This window comes from Abyssisolibacter sp. ZYX002 (assembly GCF_056892235.1).
On record NZ_JARMXH010000011.1, the window covers coordinates 47,996 to 65,725 of the forward strand.

A 17,730-nucleotide genomic window follows, 5' to 3' on the forward strand; every position below is an offset into this window, starting at 1 on the left:
TTTTGTATACAGTCTGTAAAAGGCATCTATATTACTAAGTAATATAGATGCCTTTCTTAACCTTTAATTGCTAATTTAACCTTGTGCGCTAAATTCATCATACGAGCATATTTTTTCATAGATTTATAAGTCATTAGTATAGTTTTATTCCCTTTACCATTCTCTGCTTTATTTCTTAATCTATTTGTTATGCCTCCAAGCTTTTTAAACTGTGTAAGGTAAATTAGAGCTATCCATATTTGATTTTTGTTCATTATGTTCATAGCTGCTGGTCCCCAATACATATCGTACTGATCTTGTATAGAGCTATACATTATATTATTGAGTTCTTGCTTTGTTAAATGTCCAGCCTCAACTGCCATATCAACTATATCCGTACCTGGCAAAAAGTTCAATCCATGTAGCTGAAGCTTAAATGGTTTTTCTAATTTAGTACATAATTCAAAAGTCTCCTTTAAATCATCTAACGACTCAAATGGATGTTGTAGCATAAAATCATATATTATTACTGGTACTTTATGCTTTACTAATATTTTACTTGAGTTTATGATTTCTTCTTGAGTCTCCGGACGATTAAACACATTTTTTCTGATATTAAACGAACCACTTTGAATACCTACTACAATTTGATTAAGTCCTGCACTTACTAAATGCTTTATTACATTTTCTTTTATTTTAAGTGGATGACCCCATATGTTAAATGGCAGACCTATCTCACTCTTATACCTTCTACTGAACTCTGAAATCCACTCTTCGTTGTCATTAAATATTTCATCCCAAAAATGAATTACTTTGAGGTGAGTCATCTTGCTTTTAGCTTCTCTTAATTCTGCTATAATACTATCAACACTTCTAAATCTTACATAAGTTCCTTTTTTAGCATATAAACGTTTTAAGTTTATTGAGCTACAATATGAACACGTAAATGGACATCCCCTTGAACACGTAAGTTCGTATGTAAGCGCATTTAGCTGTGGGTCTTTTGATAATAAATTGTTATTTTCTATAAAATATGTAGGAACATCATCTATATGAGGATAACCTAGTATATCTAAGTCGTGAACTAATGGTCTAACGTCATTTATAATAACATCGTTTTCGTCTGTGTATGCTAAATTTTGTATATTCTTAATATCTTCTTTCTTCTCTATATTATCCACGAGTTCAGTTAAAGCATTTTCACCCTCTCCTCTTATAACATAATCAGCATATTTAAGTGATTCTTTAGGAAAAAGCGTAGGATAAACTCCACCCCAAATTATTTTACTATCTGTAGTATCTCGTATACATTTGTTAACTTGGTATACTGTCTCTAAATATAAAGAAGACATGACACTCATTCCAATAAATGATGGCTTTATATCCTCTATCAGTTTCTTTAATAAATCGAGTTCTTCTTTTGTAGCTTTTTTTGGATTCACACTATTAAATTTCTTAAAAAATAATATATGTACTTCGTAGTTATTTCTCTTTAGGCTATTTGCTAGGTATTTTACACCAAGAGCTTTTTCATTGTAAAAACCTATTAATAATACTTTCTTAGACAATTATAATACCTCCGTAGTTACGCTAATTTGCATAATATTTTATCTGATAGTTTACACATATAAAATTGTAAATATACGTCTTAAACAATCTTGTATATTATTTTACTCCTTTTTAAGAGTTATTTCAAATATTATGCCTACAAATTACATTTGTTTTTATTATATTTTAGCATGATAACATAACGGTTTTATTACATTTACATTAATTAGACTAAACATTCCTTTTTTAAGTGGTTTAATAAATTCATAAAAAAACAATAAAACAATGAGGAATAACTTGAATCAAAAAATTGTATTACAAACTCTAATCCTATCTATTTTAGCTATTTTTTTATTTTTAATCCTGTAATATTTCTATAATATAAATTTTGTTATAGTAATCTAAAGTTAACACTAGTGTTAAAATGTCATACACAGTTAATAATGTTTAACTTTCCTGTAATTAAATTGTCGAGTCACCTATGATATGATTTCATTAAGGGGGCTGTCTGATAATAGAAAAATATTAGGTTATTAAAGTATGCATATTCACCATGTCATATTTAAAATAACTATTACAGCCATCTATCAAAATACTATTACAAGGGAGGAATTTAATGTACAAGACAAAACAAAAAACGCAGAACCTAACAAAGTTAATATCCTTGACTATGGCTTTCATATTGATAGCAGGATTATTCTCGCCTATGCTAACTTCTAATGCTTCAGTCAATGATTGGCAAACAGGCAAATATTACAAAGTTGGTGATATAGTATCCTATAACAACGTAAATTATAGTTGCTTACAATCACATAAATCTATAGCACCTTGGGCCCCTGCCAAAGCATTGTCTCTATGGAAACGCACTTCAAGCCCTACAAGTAGCAATAGCAACAACAATACAAATAATAATAGTAGCAACAATCAAAACAACAATAACAATAATACTACTAATAATAGTAATGACAAATTTAACGTTGTATTCGATGCATCCTCAGATTGGGGTAGTGGTATGACAGCAAATGTAACAATAAAAAATACTGGAAATAAAAACATTGAAAATTGGAAACTTAAATTTTCTCTTGACAAAAACGCTAAAATCAACAGTCTTTGGAATGGAAATATGAAAAAAAGTGGAACTAGCATAGAAGTTAAAAATGCTGGTTGGAACAAAACTATACGTCCTGGACAAAGCGTTACATTCGGTATGTCAATTAGTTACTCTGGTTCATTTAAAACTCCAAAAGAGTATTTATTAAATGAGATGAAGTATGTTATTGACAACAATAAAGATAAAGACAACAATAAAGATAAAGATAACAATAAAGATAAAGATAACAATAAAGATAAAGATAACAATAAAGATAAAGATAAAGATAAAGATAAAGACAAAGACAAAGATAAAGATAAAGACAAAGATAACAATAATAAGAATATTAAAAACAAATACGTTGGTTATTTCCAGTCTTGGTCTGATAAATGGGCATCTAAAGGAAAAGATACCCATCTTGCAAATCTACCTAAATATGTAAATGTCGTAATGCTAGCATTTGCAAAGCCTGATATGAAATACTCTGGAAACCTTAATCTAAGCGGTACTGGACTTGAATTTAGCTATAATGGAACAGTACTAAAAGAAGCTATCCAGCATCTTAAAAACAAAAACCCTGACACAAAGGTTATCATATCTATAGGTGGATTGACTTATACAAATTGGTCAAATATGAATTACAGCAATATTGCTAAATTCATAAAAGATTTCGGTCTAGATGGTGTAGATATTGATTATGAACCTAGTGGTGGCTTTAATACATCATATGACTCTAATGGCAAAATAACATATGCAAAAGAAAATGAATACGTTAATATATTGACTCAAATGCGTAAACAATTACCTAGACCATATATTTTATGCGCTACTGGCTGGAGTGTTGGAGCATATGGAGAAGACCAGTGGAAGAATGCTAAGCCAGGACCTTTTGCTAGTACAGGTATGATGCTACCTATACTTCGCAAAGCAGGTGACAAATTAGACATGGTTAATGTTATGGGATATAATGCTGGTGAATACGATCCTATTGATGCTTTAAAAGCTTACAAAAACTATTTTAATGGTCCTGTTAATATGGGAGTTATGGTTCCACCAGAAGATTGGGGTGGACATGTTTGGAACCTTGAAAAAGTAGCTAAAACTGCGAGATACGTTAATAAAAACAACGTTGGTGGTATGATGATCTGGAGTTTACAAAGATCACATTCTAACGCTAGCTATGAAAAACCTGATAATCAAATGATTTCAACAGTTATAGCTCAGGATTTGGAATTGCCAGAAGCAAATAAACCACTATTTCCATTAAGTAATCCTTCTTATTCTCCAGCTTGGGGAAATAAATTTCCATTAAAGGATACAAACAATAATAATAACAACAATAACAACAACAATAATAATAATAACAATAATTCATCAGCTCAAAAGCAGGGATTTGTTATTGAAACTAAAAATATTAATGATAATGGTTCAAGCTTTAAATCTAATTTCGTCTTAAAAAATCCAAACACTTCATACAAGTGGGATAGCGGAATGTTCAACCTTTGGGGCTTTACTTTTGAAACGACTTCTAAAGTAAAAAGCATCACAGGTGCTAAGTCTTATTCTCAAGATGGAAATAAGGTTACAGTATTGCTTAATCCTTGGGAAATAACATTCGGAATGGGTGAATCAAGAACTGTTACAATGGATTTTGAGAAAAAAGGTAATAATGCTTATCCAAGCAATGTAACTCCTAACTTTATGCGTGGTGAGAATATATATCCAAAAAGACCAAGCCTACCATCATCATTTGTTAAAGGAAAATCAAATCTTAGTGTTAGTGATTTAATTAGTAACTCTTCTGATTATTACAAATCATCTGCTTCACCTATAAAAGATGGGCTTATATTATATAACAGTCCTTCTAATACTCAAATAAATATAGGTTTAGCAAACAATGTATATACAAATCTAACTAACGGTATAAAGATGTGGGTTCCTTCAAAATACATGGCTATGGGATTAGGCTATATTCAAGAGATATATGGAATCAATCCAAACTACATGGCAGCACTTGGAACTAAGGAGAATTTCTCCTTTGCAGTATACCCTACTAGAGAGGGTGCTTTAAGCCACCCTGTCAATATCAAAGGTAAAACTTGGTATTGGGGTATGACTTCTGGTTCTCCTGATGGACCATTCCAACAAGAGACACCAAACTTCAATGAAGTAAAAGATTTCTTCCCAGATTCTTTTGCTAAAAATGCTAGTCATGATGATTTCACACATGTATCTATATCTACAGAAGACCCTAAATTTGTTAAAGCTGCTATATCATCTGCTGCAAGCTTAACAATGACTAGAGAATTCATGTATGCTGTACCTTCTTATAAATTTAAAGATTTTGTTCAAAATGCTAAAGACAGGTCAGCTGAAGATGTGTTACTAACATACATCTACAACAGAGGTCTTTATTCTGTAAATGGTGATGTATTTAAAGCAAATAGACAGACAAATATGAATTCAACTAATATAGTTAAAACTCTAGGATATAATGGTTTTGCTGACCATGTTCCACAAGTTTTAAATATAATGAAAAAGATGAATAATGAAACTTCTGATATCTATGATATTAAACTATCTAAGAAAGATGTAAAAGTGTTTATTGATAATTTGAGAGCATTCTATCCACATGGTGTACCAACTGAACAACAATGGACTGCTATGGTTAAAGACGTGAACAATGCATTTGATGTGCTAGCAAAACATTGGGGTGACAATAATATATCATTTAGATATGATTTCTTAACTATCATAAGAGTAATGAAAAAACATCTACCTTCTGATACACCTCCATCTCCAAAAGGTATTAATTATGGGTATCAAGTAATGAACAGAAATTAATATTTTAAAAATAATCTAAGGGGTGTCTTAAACTTAAAAGACACCCCTTTTTTTTAAGTAGTAATATTTAACTTTATTAATATAGATTAATGAATAGATTAATGACAACCAATATTAACAGCATAAGGGCTTATTATACTTAAACCGTTACAGGTTTTAGGTTCTCTTCTCCTGTCAAATCTAATATAAATTTCGTGAGCAGTTCAATTTCTTTATCAATATCATCTAAACTTACTTCTTCAACTGGAGAATGCATGTATCTGAGTGGTAAAGATACAAGTGCAACAGGTACTCCTTTACCGCTTAATCTAATCTTATCCGCATCAGTTCCTGTGCTTCTTGGAGTTAATTCGTATTGAACAGGTATATTAGTATCAGAAGCTGATTTTTCAAGTAAATCATTTATTAAATCATTTATAGGAGCTCCTTTTGATAAAACTGGTCCTCCACCAAGTTTTACATCACCATGTTCTTTTGGGTCCACATTAGGGTGATCAGTTGCAAATGTAACATCGCATGCTATACCTAATGTAGGCTGAATAGAATTACTTGCAAAGTAAGCGCCACCCATATTGGTCTCCTCATTAACTGTACTAACAGCATAGACACCAACTTTTGGATTAGCTTTGGCTACATTTTTAAGAACCTCTGCAACTATAAATGCACCAGTTCTATTATCTAATCCACGTGCTACCAAACGATTATTAAGCATATAATCATAGTCACAATCATAGATTACATAATCGCCTACAGATATGTTTTCTAAAATCTCATCTTTGCTTGTAGCTCCACAATCAATATACACTTCATGTATTTTGATATCATCTTTTGCACCACCATGATGCTCTGCAGGTACACCAAATACACCGAGTACAGGACCCTTTTTACCGAGTATTTTAACACGCATTCCGAGTGCTATTTTATGATTTATACCTCCTGCTTTTGTTATATATACGAAGCCATCATCATCAATATAATTTACTACAAAAGCTATTTCATCACAATGCCCTGCTAACATAACTTTAAAAGAGCTATCTGGATTAACACAAGCTATGACATTTCCTGCTGTATCTGTCTCGATTGTATCAGCGAAAACTCTAGTATAATCAATCCATTTTTTTTGCAAATCATATTCTGCACCTGATGGTGAGGGTGTTGTAAGTAGTCGCTCTAAAAATTGTTTTGATTCGTTATCCATCGTTATACCTCCAAATTTTGTTATTTACTCATAATCATAACTATACTTAGTATACCATGTTATTGTAATTAATACCACATTCCCCTTTTACTGAAAATATTATTGTATTCGATGTTAGTTTGTCAGTTCAATACTTAATTTATCGGACAAACTACCCTAACAAGGATTTTATATTCTTTTAGATATGATTATGCGATAATTCTTTAATTTTCTATTTGAAGTCATATCTAGATTTTTTATATACACTATGGTATCATACTATTTAAACTGTCTATCTATATTTATTTGGAGGTTATTTTATGTTTGATAAACTTTTTGATGAAAATCTACAAATCAAAATGACGAACTTTTTTGCTAACGAGTTAAGTAAAAAGGGCTCTATCAAAAAATACAAAAAGAAAGAGTATATAACCCATTGTACTTCTGATAGCATTTATATAGTTATATCAGGACAAATAACTCAAATTATTATTAGCAATACAGGAGATGAAGTGTGCTTGTTTAGACTGCAAAGAGGCACTATTTTAGGAGAAATGAATTTCTTTGAAGGTCAACACACTGAGGTTATCGCAAAAGTTATAGAAGATTGTGAAATATCATTGATAAGTAAAGCTGTTCTTGAAAACGAACTGTTAAAGCATCCTGAAATCTATCGATACTTTATGCATAGTATTATTCGTAAATATAGGATACTTATGTTGAATATAGCAGATTATAATTTTAACAACGCTATTGGCAAAGTTGCTAATTGTCTACTTAGATTGGCTCATACAAGCAAGTTTAGGTATAAGAGTACCAAATCAATTGATTCTATAGAATTTAAGATAACTCATGAAGAACTCGCTAATAGAATAGGTTGTAACCGTACTACTGTTACAAATGCTATTAATAAATTTCGCTCTGAAAGTTTAATTGAAATTGATAAAAAAAGAATTATTATAAAAAACAAAACAAAGTTACAAGAATATGTTAATTATCATTTATAATAAATTTAAAAAAACTCCAGTAATATTTATTAAAAAATGTTGCCTAAACAACAGAATATATTCAAAATAAATATTATAATTATCAAAATATTCAAAATATTAGAAGGGAGTTTTATTATGGAGTACATTAAACTTATTGGAATTTTAATTGTAGTTGTCGGCTTCTTCTTAAAGTTAGATACTATAGCTGTAGTTTTGATAGCTGGCATCACTACAGGTCTATTGGGAGGTCTTAATATTATCGAAATATTAGACAAAATAGGTACAACATTTGTTAACTCAAGAAATATGTCTATCTTTTTATTAACGCTTCCAGTTATAGGTATATTAGAAAGAAATGGACTAAGGGAAAGAGCTGCACATCTCATCAATAACCTCAAATCAGCGACTGTTGGAAAAGTATTATCAACTTATACTACTATTAGGATGATAGCTGCCGCACTTTCTTTGAGACTTGGTGGCCATGTTCAATTTATAAGACCTCTAATCAATCCTATGGCTTTTGGTGCCGCTCAAAATACTTACGAAAACGTAGATGAAGACACAGAGGAAATAATTAAAGGGTATGCAGCTGCTTCTGAAAACTATGGTAACTTCTTTGGACAAAATGTTTTTATTACAGCAGGTGGAGTTTTGTTAGTTATAAACACTTTAAAAGAACAAGGGATTACTGTAACTGATGCTGAAGTTTCTAAAAATGCAATACCTGTAGCTATTATAGCTTTAATACTAGCAATTATACAAAATTATTTACTTGATAAAAAGATTAGCAGAAAGCTTAAAGTAAGAAAGGAGCTTAGCAAATGAAGAAAATTTTATTAGAAACAATATACGTATTAACAGGTATGGTTGCAATATTGACAGCTATATATGCTTTCAAGGATGATAAACACCCTTCACGAATAGGAACTGGTTTATTCTGGGGACTTGTAGGAATAATTTTTATATTTGGAAAGCTTATCCCAGGATATATTACTGGTGGTATGATAGTCTTCATGGGTTGTCTAACTGCAATGAAGAAAGTAACATTTGGCTCAATGTCAAATGCTTCTGAAAAAGATCGAGAAAATTGTGCTATCAAACACAAAAACAAGCTGTTTATACCAGCATTAACCATCGGAATTGTTGCATTTATTTTTGGTCAATTTATAAAATCTTTAGGTGGCATTATAGGACTAGGTGTTGGAGCTCTATTAGCATTATTAATTGCAGCAACAATGACAAGAACAAAACCAAGCAAAGTTTGCTACGACGGAAGTAGATTATTGCAACGTGTTGGTGCTGCTAGTATTTTACCTCAGCTCTTAACAGCTTTAGGTGCTTTGTTTACTGCTGCTGGTGTTGGTGACGTTATCTCTGGAGGTATAAGCAATGTCATCGGTAGTCCTAGTAAACTTGTTGGCGTTATAGCGTATTGTTTAGGGATGGCTTTATTTACTATGATTATGGGTAATGCATTTGCTGCATTCTCTGTTATGACTGTTGGTATAGGTATGCCATTTGTCATAGCACAAGGTGCTAATCCCGCTATTGCTTGTATATTAGCTCTTACAGCAGGTTACTGCGGAACTTTGATAACACCTATGGCAGCAAATTTTAATATTGTCCCTGGTGCCGTATTAGAAACTAAAAACAAATATAGAGTTATTATTGCACAGTTGCCTTATGCATTTGTTTTATGGGTTATTCATGTTATACTAATGTATACGTTAGCATTTTAATATATAAAATATTAAACAAAAACATATATGTAATAAAGGAGGCTTTAATTTGAAAAAAGTATTAATAACAGGTTTTGATCCTTTTGGTGGAGAGTCTGTAAATCCTGCTCTTGAAGCTGTTAAAAAATTACCTGATATGATAATGGATTATAATATTGTAAAACTAGAGGTTCCAACAGTTTTTAAAAAATCTATAGACACTTTAAAAAAAGCAATTATCAAAGAATCACCAGATATAGTACTGTGTATCGGCCAAGCAGGTGGTAGGTTTACTATATCTATTGAAAGAATTGCAATAAATTTAGATAATGCTAGAATCCCAGATAATGAAGAAAATCAGCCTATTGACACACCGATTTATAAAGAAGGGAAAAATGCTTATTTTTCTAATCTGCCAATTAATGCAATTCTAAAAAAATTGAGTGATAACAATATACCAGCAAATATTTCAAATACAGCAGGTACTTTCGTTTGCAACCATTTAATGTATGGCTTGCTTCATATGATTGAAAATACATTTGACAATATCAAAGGAGGTTTTATACACGTTCCTTATTTACCTGATCAAGTAATTGGTAGAAACAACGTAGCTTCTATGTCTCTTGAAAATATAGTAACTGCTCTAAGGTTAATAATAGAAGCTTCAATTGAAAATAATAAAGATATTGCTTTAGTTACTGGAAAGACACATTAAGAAACCATGAAAAAAGATAACTAAGAAGATGCCCCTTGAGACATCTTCTTTTTAATATTATATTTAATATAGTAATCACCTAAAACACCCTGACGAATAATAAAATTTTAAACCTGACTATTTTAGATTTCTCTGTTCATTATATCTACTTTACATCGTAAAAGCATCTTTTAGGAGAGTTTATAAGCTCTTCTTTTTTTAATGCTTTTATTGCTTTGTCTACCTCTTTTTTATCTGCATTAATCTTCTCTGCTATTTGTCCTGCTTTCATAGGTTCATCTGATTCTTTTAATACTTTGAGTACTTGTTCTTTATAATCCATTGACCTTCCTCCTTTTTTAACTAGCTATTACTATATTAATTATACCCTTTTATGTTTACCTTAAACTTTTATATTGTTAATATATATAATAATTGTTTTACTTATGTAAATACTATAACTGATAATATTAAAAAGGAGTGAAATAAGTGAGCTATGTATTTTATATGCCCTCTATAAGCATTATGGATAAAAATGCTTTAATTGATGCAGGTGATATGATTAAAAATCTTGGTTTTAAAAAAGCTTTTATAGTTACTGATAAAGTATTAAATGAAATAGGGTTAGTAAATAAGTTGACATCTGTGCTTGCTAATAATGGTATAGAGTATGTAATATTTGATGAAACAAAACCTAACCCTACTACTAAAAATGTCCATGATGGTGTAGATATGCTTAAATCTGAGGAATGTGATTTTGTTATATCTTTTGGTGGTGGTTCTCCTCATGACTGCGCTAAAGGAATAGCTCTTGTCGCGACCAATGGCGGAAACATTAAAGACTATGAAGGTGTTCATAAATCATCTAAACCTCAATTACCTCTAGTTGCAATAAACACCACTGCTGGGACTGCAAGTGAGATGACTATATTTTGTATTATAACTGATGAAGAAAGACATATAAAAATGGCTATAGTTGATAAACATGTAACTCCTATTCTTGCAGTAAATGATCCTGAGCTAATGATGGATATGCCTAAATCTCTGACTGCTGCGACTGGTATGGATGCGTTAACTCATGCAATTGAAGCTTATGTATCAACTGCTGCTACTCCAATTACTGATGCTTGCGCACTTCAGGCAATAAGCTTGATTTCTAATCATTTGAGAAAAGCAGTCGATAATGGTAAAGATGAAAATGCCAGAAATCAAATGGCATATGCTGAATTTTTAGCTGGTATGGCATTTAACAACGCAAGCCTTGGCTATGTTCATGCAATGGCTCATCAGTTAGGAGGCTTTTATGATCTACCTCATGGTGTATGTAATGCTATTCTTTTACCACATGTACAAAAATATAACAGCCAAGTTTGCCCTGAAAAATTAAAAGATATAGCTCAATCTCTGGGAGTAAAAGTTGAAGGCTTAAGTGACAAAGAAGGTGCTCAAAGCGCTATTGATGCAATAATAGCGCTTTCTAAGGACATAGGTATCCCATCTGGCTTAAAAGAAATCGGTGCAAAGGAAAAAGATATTCCAACATTAGCTGAAAATGCACTAAAAGATGCATGTGGAATTACAAATCCTAAGCAAGCTACTCATGAAGAAATAGTCAGTATATTTAAAAACGCTATGTAGAATTTAAATATTATAAAATTTATAAAGTGGCTACTTTTATTTCAGTAAGCCACTTTTTCTTATATATTTATTGAAAATAATCTAACCTAAAAAGAGTTAAATATACGACAAGAAATTGCAGTTCCTTTACTTATATTACACACTCATGGCATAAAACTACAATATTGTGCCATATGTATTGCTTTATCCAACAATAATCTGTATAGTATAAACATACCAACTACTAATTAAGCAGTGACGTCATGAAGTTGAAGTAGTGTAGATGGAATAAAAAAATACTAAAAATTGAACAGGGGGAATCTATTATGAATTTCGTTAATTTCTTTGCTTCTTTCTTTACAAAATTCGCAGAATTTTTCACAAGTCTTGTGCCATCTATAGAAAAATTGTTTCAGTAATATATAGCTTTGACACTATAATTATTATCAAAACAAAATACAACTAATATACGAACTAATTATTACAATAATAATCGCAGTACATATTCTCAGAAATATATATACCAATATACTAACTAAGCTATATATTATAAATTTAGTAGTCTTCTTAGATAAGTCAAAGCTGTTTCTATAATAAAGGAGTTAGCCACAAATAACTCCTTTATTATTATTTTTGTATTATGAAATCTCTTCTAATATTTTCTCCATTGAGTATGCTATCTCTCCTATTTCATTGCTAGCTTTTAATATCTTCTTGGTATCTATTAAATCAATTATCATATCTGTTGTCAATTCTTTATTATTTGGCATATTGTTTTCTATGCAATGATAAATATCTCTTCGACTTTTATCAATCCATTTAATAATAGAATTTATTCTATCTAACAAATATATCAATTCGTTAATTATATTATCAATGTCATTCTTTTTAACCTTTTTTTCAATATAATTCATAATTTCTTTCACCAGATTCCTTTAAATATCTATATCTTAAATTCTGATATAGTCTCTTGTAGCTCTAAAGCCATTTCCGAAAGGCTTTCACTTGCATTTGCAACTTGTTGTATAGATGCAGTTTGCTCCTGTGTTGATGCTGTTGCTTCTTCTGCTCCAGCTGCATTTTCCTGAGCTATAGCCGATAATGATTGGATAATATCTAATATTTCTATCTTACTTTCTTGCATAGCATTCACTGAGCCATACATTTCGCCAACTACTATCTCTGCCTCCTGCATTGCTTGTTCAATTTCTTTAAACTTATTCTCTGTTTTACCTACACTATTTGCTTGGGCTTCTACAATAAGCCCTACTTCTTTAATTGTATTAACTGCATTTGTTGAATTAGTTTTTAACTCATTTACTACTATATCTATCTCTTTTGTTGAATTAGTTGACTGTTCTGCTAATTTTCTGATTTCTTCTGCAACTACAGCAAAGCCTTTCCCTGCATCTCCCGCTCTTGCTGCCTCTATAGCTGCATTTAAAGCAAGTAGATTAGTCTGTTCTGCTATTGATGCTATAACTTCACTAGCATCCCCAATCTTATCTGAGCTATCATTTGTCTCTTCGATAACTTTGAAAATTTCTGTTGCTGCTTGTTTACTTTGCTCTGTTTTATCTATTAGATCTTTTATGGCATCTAATCCCTCGTCAGTTAAATTTGCAACATTAACAGCAGCGTTGTTTACATCTTCCATTTGCCTTTGATTATTTGCTATCATATCTCCTAAGTTATTTATCTTGGTAGAACCTCTTTCTGTATCTTGAGCTTGATCCATTGCGCCTTTTGCTAATTCTTCAATAGTTTTAGATACTTCTTGTGAGCTTGTTGCCACCTGTTGTGACGTAGCATTTAATTCCTCTGATGAAGCTGAAACATGCCCTACTACATCCTGTACTTTGTTTATTAGATTGGCTATATTGGTTCTCATAGTAGCTAGTGCTTTAGCCATATCTCCTGTTTCATCCTTGCGTTTTAAAAGCTTTTCCATATTTTTGTCCTTATCGTCTCTTAGATCACAACCAGCAAGTTTATAAATCCTTTCAGCTACTACTTTAATAGATTTAACAGCATAAATACTGTTATAGTAAAGCACTCCACCCATAATCAATATGCCTATAACTGCTATAACAACCATTACTATTATTAAGCTATTGGTTTTATTCATCAATTCGTTTATTGGAACTATAATTGAATATGACCATTTTTTATCGTTATTTTGAAAATGTATAGGGTTATAGAATTTATAAACATCTTCTTCTAATTTAGTTGAGTATGAAATGTTTCTAAACTTTTTCCCTTTTCTTATTTGGTCTAAATACTCCTTTCCTGAGTCTGTAGAAAGTTCAGATGCTATAATATTGACTTTCTTTGGATCTTTATGAGCTAAAACTATACCTTCATCGTTTATAAGTCTTCCAAATCCGTTATCAAATAACTTAACATCTGAGTTTATTGTAGTTAGTTGGTCTAATGAGAAATCCAATCCTACAACACCGAGAAATCTGCCATTTACAACTATTGGTTCGCAAATACTTATAACTATTACTTTCTGTCCTTCTATCTCATATTCCGCTGGATCTGCTATAAAACTTTTCTTTGTAGCCTTAGGAACCGTATAGTAGTCATTGCTTAACTCTGTACTTGGTGATAATGTACATTTATCTCCACTTCTTGCCCAGCAAGGTACGAATCTTCCACTTGCATCGCTACCATATTTTTTAGTAAAATTTATATCTTGTCCATCAAAGGCATTTGGCTCAAAGCACACCCATGTGTATACATAGTTTTTGTTGTTGTCAATATATTCTTTTATCAAATCAACTACCACTTTTCTATCTGTAGCGCCACTTAATTTCATAGTCTTAATTGTACTAGCGATTGCTTGAGCATCATTCACTCCTTCATTTAATAATTCTTGCATTTTGTTTGAAATAGTTTCTGTTTCTAATGCAATCTTTTCAACGCTACTGTCTTTGATATTTATGTATGTATTAATAAATGAGTAACTTAATATTATTGCTATTATAGCTATGAAAAGTCCTAGATTTAAAAATATCAACCTGGTTTTTAGTTTCATATTGTTACCTCCTCTTATAGTTTTGCTATATGGGCGTAATCGCTATGAAATTTCGTTATATTCGGTTCTATTTTTATTATCTGCTACTTCTTAAATATATCGACAGTTTTCGACACGAATAACTCCCACACTCATATATTTTAATTATATCAATTAGTTTTATCGAATACTTTGTCAAATGTAGGGCTTTTATAAAATTATTTGTAGAATTTTATCACTCTATTTTTCCAACTATTTGAAAAGATTTCTCATTTATTTGCAATAATTCGTGATATCTATCTTTGTAACGTTTTTTAAATTGTGAAGGAGTACATTCGAAAAAAATCTTAAAGTAACTAATCATATATTTAGGATCTGAGAATCCACAAGTATAAACAATATTGGTCAAAGACTGCTCTGTTGTCAATATCATCTTTGCAGCTTCTTCTACCATAAACGAATATTTGAGCCACCTATATCCATACCCAAAGCGTTCAATTATATCTTTTTTTAGGTGATTATAACTCAACCCTGAATATACTGCTAAGTCTTTTAATCCACCTTTAAAAAACATATTTCTCTTTAAAAATGCTAATTCGTATAGTTTTTTATTTCTAGCAACTACTTTATCACTAAATCTTTTTAGATTTATGCCACAAGCTAAGTAATCAAATTGGTAAACTAGATACTTTAAGAATTCACTAGCACATTTATCAATTTCAATAAAGTCAACATCTCTTAGTAACGCTTGTGTGAGCACATTAATGTACTCTCTTAGTTTTTGATACTTTTTTGGATGCGATTTTTCGAATTTAATTGAATTGCACATTATTATTGATTGTTTAAAATCTTCTATTATATTATTGCAGTAGGTTTCATTAATATAAATAGTTAACACTAGATTATCATTACTTAATCCTTCTATTTGATAAACTTCACCTATATTAAAAATTATGAAGTCACCCTTTTTCATCAGGTTATCTGATGCCCATACTCTAACTTTTATCCTACCTCTTAATACTTTTACAATCGCTATTGATTTGTGCCAATGATAAGGATGTTTCTTTATGGTATGCACAACTGGCTTGATTCGTTTATTGTTTTTTATTACTAATTCCAACGATCTACCCCCTTTTAGCAATTTTAAATTTATAATTTCAATTATAGTATATAAAAGCTCAAAATAAACACTTCCTCACAAAATGTGAGGAAGTGAGTACATTATAGTATATTTTAAACATTTCTTGTAATTTATGTTTCATTAGATATATCAGATTTCATTTTTCTTTGGCAAAATTACAGTGAATCTTGTTCCCTTATTTTCTATACTTTTTACTTCTATTTCTCCTCCACCTTTTTCTATAATACATTTCACAATACTTAACCCCAAACCTATACCTTCTACACTTCTACTTTCATCTATCCTATATAATGGAGTAAATATTTTATGTGTTGTTTTCATACCTATTCCTGTATCTTCTACAGTTATTATCACTTTTTTATTAATTTTGCTCTCTATTTTTACATGTCCATTAGGTTTATTATATTTAAATGCATTATCTACTAAATTATAAAGCACTCTTTCAAACTGTATGTCCTCTATAGGTACTATACAATTTTTACCATCAGTAATTATAAATAGTTTTATATTTTTTTCTATTGCTATTAGTTTATACCTACTTTGTACTTTATCTAATGTTTCATTTAAAATGGCATAATTGTTTTTTTTAATACGTTTATCAAGACTTAAGTAACTACCTATGTTATCTGTCATGTTTTCTATCTGTGATATAGCTTCAAAACATATCTTTTTATGATGAATTCTCTCTTCTTGACTCATATTATACGCAAACATCATTTGATAACTTAGCTTAATAACGGATAATGGCATTTTAAAATCATGGCTTATTCCTCTAAGCATTTTTACTTTTTCTAGCTCTTTTTGCTGATTTTCACACATTTTTATTTTGTTATAGCTGTTAAATATGAAAATAATCATGAAACCTAAGAGATATAAAACTGCTCCTAAATGAGAAATCTTTATTAAAAAACTAACTGTCCCCTCTCTAAACACTTTAAACTCTATTAGGTTTTCGTAATATATAAACGAAATAAATATCAAATTATTTGCATAAAGAAGATGACAATAGTTCGTTTGCTTTACATATTTACATATTAAGACAGCCCAAGAAATTAGGCATAGCGTTACAAGTACAATATTATAATGTTGAATCTTAGTATCAGTATTTACACCTATTAACCAAAGTATAATAAACGATACACATAACATTATCTTGGTATATTTTTTAGTTTTTATATTGTACATGTAAAACAATACTATAACTACAAGTCCTAGACTTATTAAATTTGTTGTCACATTCAATATATAGAACTTTTGTGATGTATACGCTAACCAGCCTGTCAGTCCATATATTTCCCCTAAATTTACAATTTTATATATATACACTATTCCTATAAATATAAATATCAAATAATGCTTCATTTCCATATTGTTAATGTACATAAAAACACATACTGCTACAACAAATAAAAGAACAAATATTACTATAGAGTATGTTACAGCTCTTAAACCTATAAACATATTCATTATCCTTGGTTTTGCAATATATATACTTGTTAGTGCAACTGCATTTCCTTTTATTTTTATTTCAGTATCTCTATGTATTTTAAAAGCTTTATAAGCGATTGCTTTATTATAATTATTAAGTAAAGGATTAATATTTTGACTGACAAGCTTATCATTAATATGTATTTCATGGCTATATCTTAAGCCGTTAATTAAAATAAATATGTTCTTATTATCTTGTGGTTTTATTTTTAATACTATTTCATTTTCATTTTCTACTTCTATATTACTTATTAGATAAAGCTTGTTCGATAATTTATCTAACCTAACTTCACTATATTTTGCTAACACAAAATTACTCATGCGTGTATTTATAAAATTTAGCATTATTATTATAAGAAAAATTGCTATAGGAATAAATATTATTATAAGTATTCTCTTATTTCTTCTCATTTACTTGCCCCTTTT

The 17,730-nt window shown here is 30.2% G+C and carries 13 protein-coding genes; 6 read left to right on the top strand and 7 right to left on the bottom strand.

Annotated features, from left to right (window positions below; all coding sequences use genetic code 11):
- Positions 1 to 56 precede the first annotated feature (56 nt).
- Positions 57 to 1,547, bottom strand: coding sequence for a B12-binding domain-containing radical SAM protein (locus P3X86_RS19410; RefSeq protein ID WP_483294396.1), 1,491 nt, complete (start codon positions 1,545 to 1,547; stop codon positions 57 to 59).
- Between the two features lie 596 nt (positions 1,548 to 2,143).
- Between P3X86_RS19410 and P3X86_RS19415 the strand changes: the two genes are divergently transcribed.
- The gene (locus P3X86_RS19415; RefSeq protein ID WP_483294397.1) at positions 2,144 to 5,461 is read left to right on the top strand and encodes a cellulose binding domain-containing protein; all 3,318 of its coding nucleotides are present in this window, start codon (positions 2,144 to 2,146) and stop codon (positions 5,459 to 5,461) included.
- A gap of 139 nt (positions 5,462 to 5,600) precedes the next feature.
- On the opposite strand, the gene P3X86_RS19420 is transcribed toward P3X86_RS19415, so the two are convergent.
- Positions 5,601 to 6,659: a M20/M25/M40 family metallo-hydrolase gene (locus P3X86_RS19420; protein WP_483294398.1), complete on the bottom strand. Its 1,059-nt coding sequence runs from the start codon at positions 6,657 to 6,659 to the stop codon at positions 5,601 to 5,603.
- Between the two features lie 299 nt (positions 6,660 to 6,958).
- Between P3X86_RS19420 and P3X86_RS19425 the strand changes: the two genes are divergently transcribed.
- The 4 genes from P3X86_RS19425 to pcp all read left to right on the top strand — a co-directional run bounded on the left by P3X86_RS19425 (position 6,959) and on the right by pcp (position 10,060).
- Positions 6,959 to 7,645, top strand: a complete 687-nt coding sequence (locus P3X86_RS19425; RefSeq protein WP_483294399.1) for a Crp/Fnr family transcriptional regulator — start codon at positions 6,959 to 6,961, stop codon at positions 7,643 to 7,645.
- Positions 7,646 to 7,771: 126 nt separating this feature from the next.
- Positions 7,772 to 8,452 carry a DUF969 domain-containing protein gene (locus P3X86_RS19430; protein ID WP_483294450.1) on the top strand — a complete coding sequence of 227 codons (681 nt, stop codon included), beginning with the start codon at positions 7,772 to 7,774 and terminating at the stop codon, positions 8,450 to 8,452.
- Positions 8,449 to 9,366 (top strand): DUF979 domain-containing protein, encoded by a 918-nt coding sequence (locus P3X86_RS19435; protein ID WP_483294400.1) that lies wholly within the window; start codon positions 8,449 to 8,451, stop codon positions 9,364 to 9,366. Before P3X86_RS19430 ends, P3X86_RS19435 begins: the two co-directional genes overlap by 4 nt.
- Positions 9,367 to 9,415: 49 nt before the next feature.
- Positions 9,416 to 10,060, top strand: coding sequence for a pyroglutamyl-peptidase I (gene pcp / locus P3X86_RS19440; RefSeq protein ID WP_483294401.1), 645 nt, complete (start codon positions 9,416 to 9,418; stop codon positions 10,058 to 10,060).
- 145 nt (positions 10,061 to 10,205) lie between these two features.
- Here pcp and P3X86_RS19445 read toward each other — a convergent pair whose 3' ends face one another.
- Positions 10,206 to 10,382: an HTH domain-containing protein gene (locus tag P3X86_RS19445; protein ID WP_483294402.1), complete on the bottom strand. Its 177-nt coding sequence runs from the start codon at positions 10,380 to 10,382 to the stop codon at positions 10,206 to 10,208.
- A gap of 146 nt (positions 10,383 to 10,528) precedes the next feature.
- Here P3X86_RS19445 and yiaY point away from each other — a divergent pair, with 146 nt between their 5' ends.
- Positions 10,529 to 11,677, top strand: a complete 1,149-nt coding sequence (yiaY, locus tag P3X86_RS19450) for an L-threonine dehydrogenase (RefSeq protein ID WP_483294403.1) — start codon at positions 10,529 to 10,531, stop codon at positions 11,675 to 11,677.
- A 617-nt stretch (positions 11,678 to 12,294) separates the two neighbouring features.
- Here the strand turns inward: yiaY and P3X86_RS19455 are convergent.
- From P3X86_RS19455 to P3X86_RS19470, 4 genes are all read right to left on the bottom strand, one after another.
- The gene (locus P3X86_RS19455; RefSeq protein WP_483294404.1) at positions 12,295 to 12,570 is read right to left on the bottom strand and encodes a hypothetical protein; all 276 of its coding nucleotides are present in this window, start codon (positions 12,568 to 12,570) and stop codon (positions 12,295 to 12,297) included.
- Positions 12,571 to 12,599: 29 nt separating this feature from the next.
- Positions 12,600 to 14,696, bottom strand: a complete 2,097-nt coding sequence (locus P3X86_RS19460) for a methyl-accepting chemotaxis protein (protein WP_483294405.1) — start codon at positions 14,694 to 14,696, stop codon at positions 12,600 to 12,602.
- Between the two features lie 214 nt (positions 14,697 to 14,910).
- The gene (locus tag P3X86_RS19465; RefSeq protein ID WP_483294406.1) at positions 14,911 to 15,795 is read right to left on the bottom strand and encodes a helix-turn-helix domain-containing protein; all 885 of its coding nucleotides are present in this window, start codon (positions 15,793 to 15,795) and stop codon (positions 14,911 to 14,913) included.
- A gap of 150 nt (positions 15,796 to 15,945) precedes the next feature.
- On the bottom strand, positions 15,946 to 17,715 hold the full coding sequence (locus P3X86_RS19470) for a sensor histidine kinase (protein ID WP_483294407.1): 1,770 nt from the start codon (positions 17,713 to 17,715) through the stop codon (positions 15,946 to 15,948).
- Positions 17,716 to 17,730: the final 15 nt, after the last annotated feature.

Bases quoted from the DNA above. Each gene is read 5' to 3' on its own strand.
- P3X86_RS19420 (WP_483294398.1), bottom strand. From the start codon at position 6,659: ATGGATAACGAATCAAAACAATTTTTAGAGCGACTACTTACAACACCC.
- P3X86_RS19455 (WP_483294404.1), bottom strand. From the start codon at position 12,570: ATGAATTATATTGAAAAAAAGGTTAAAAAGAATGACATTGATAATATA.
- P3X86_RS19425 (WP_483294399.1), top strand. From the start codon at position 6,959: ATGTTTGATAAACTTTTTGATGAAAATCTACAAATCAAAATGACGAAC.
- P3X86_RS19460 (WP_483294405.1), bottom strand. From the start codon at position 14,696: ATGAAACTAAAAACCAGGTTGATATTTTTAAATCTAGGACTTTTCATA.
- P3X86_RS19445 (WP_483294402.1), bottom strand. From the start codon at position 10,382: ATGGATTATAAAGAACAAGTACTCAAAGTATTAAAAGAATCAGATGAA.
- P3X86_RS19470 (WP_483294407.1), bottom strand. From the start codon at position 17,715: ATGAGAAGAAATAAGAGAATACTTATAATAATATTTATTCCTATAGCA.
- P3X86_RS19435 (WP_483294400.1), top strand. From the start codon at position 8,449: ATGAAGAAAATTTTATTAGAAACAATATACGTATTAACAGGTATGGTT.
- P3X86_RS19415 (WP_483294397.1), top strand. From the start codon at position 2,144: ATGTACAAGACAAAACAAAAAACGCAGAACCTAACAAAGTTAATATCC.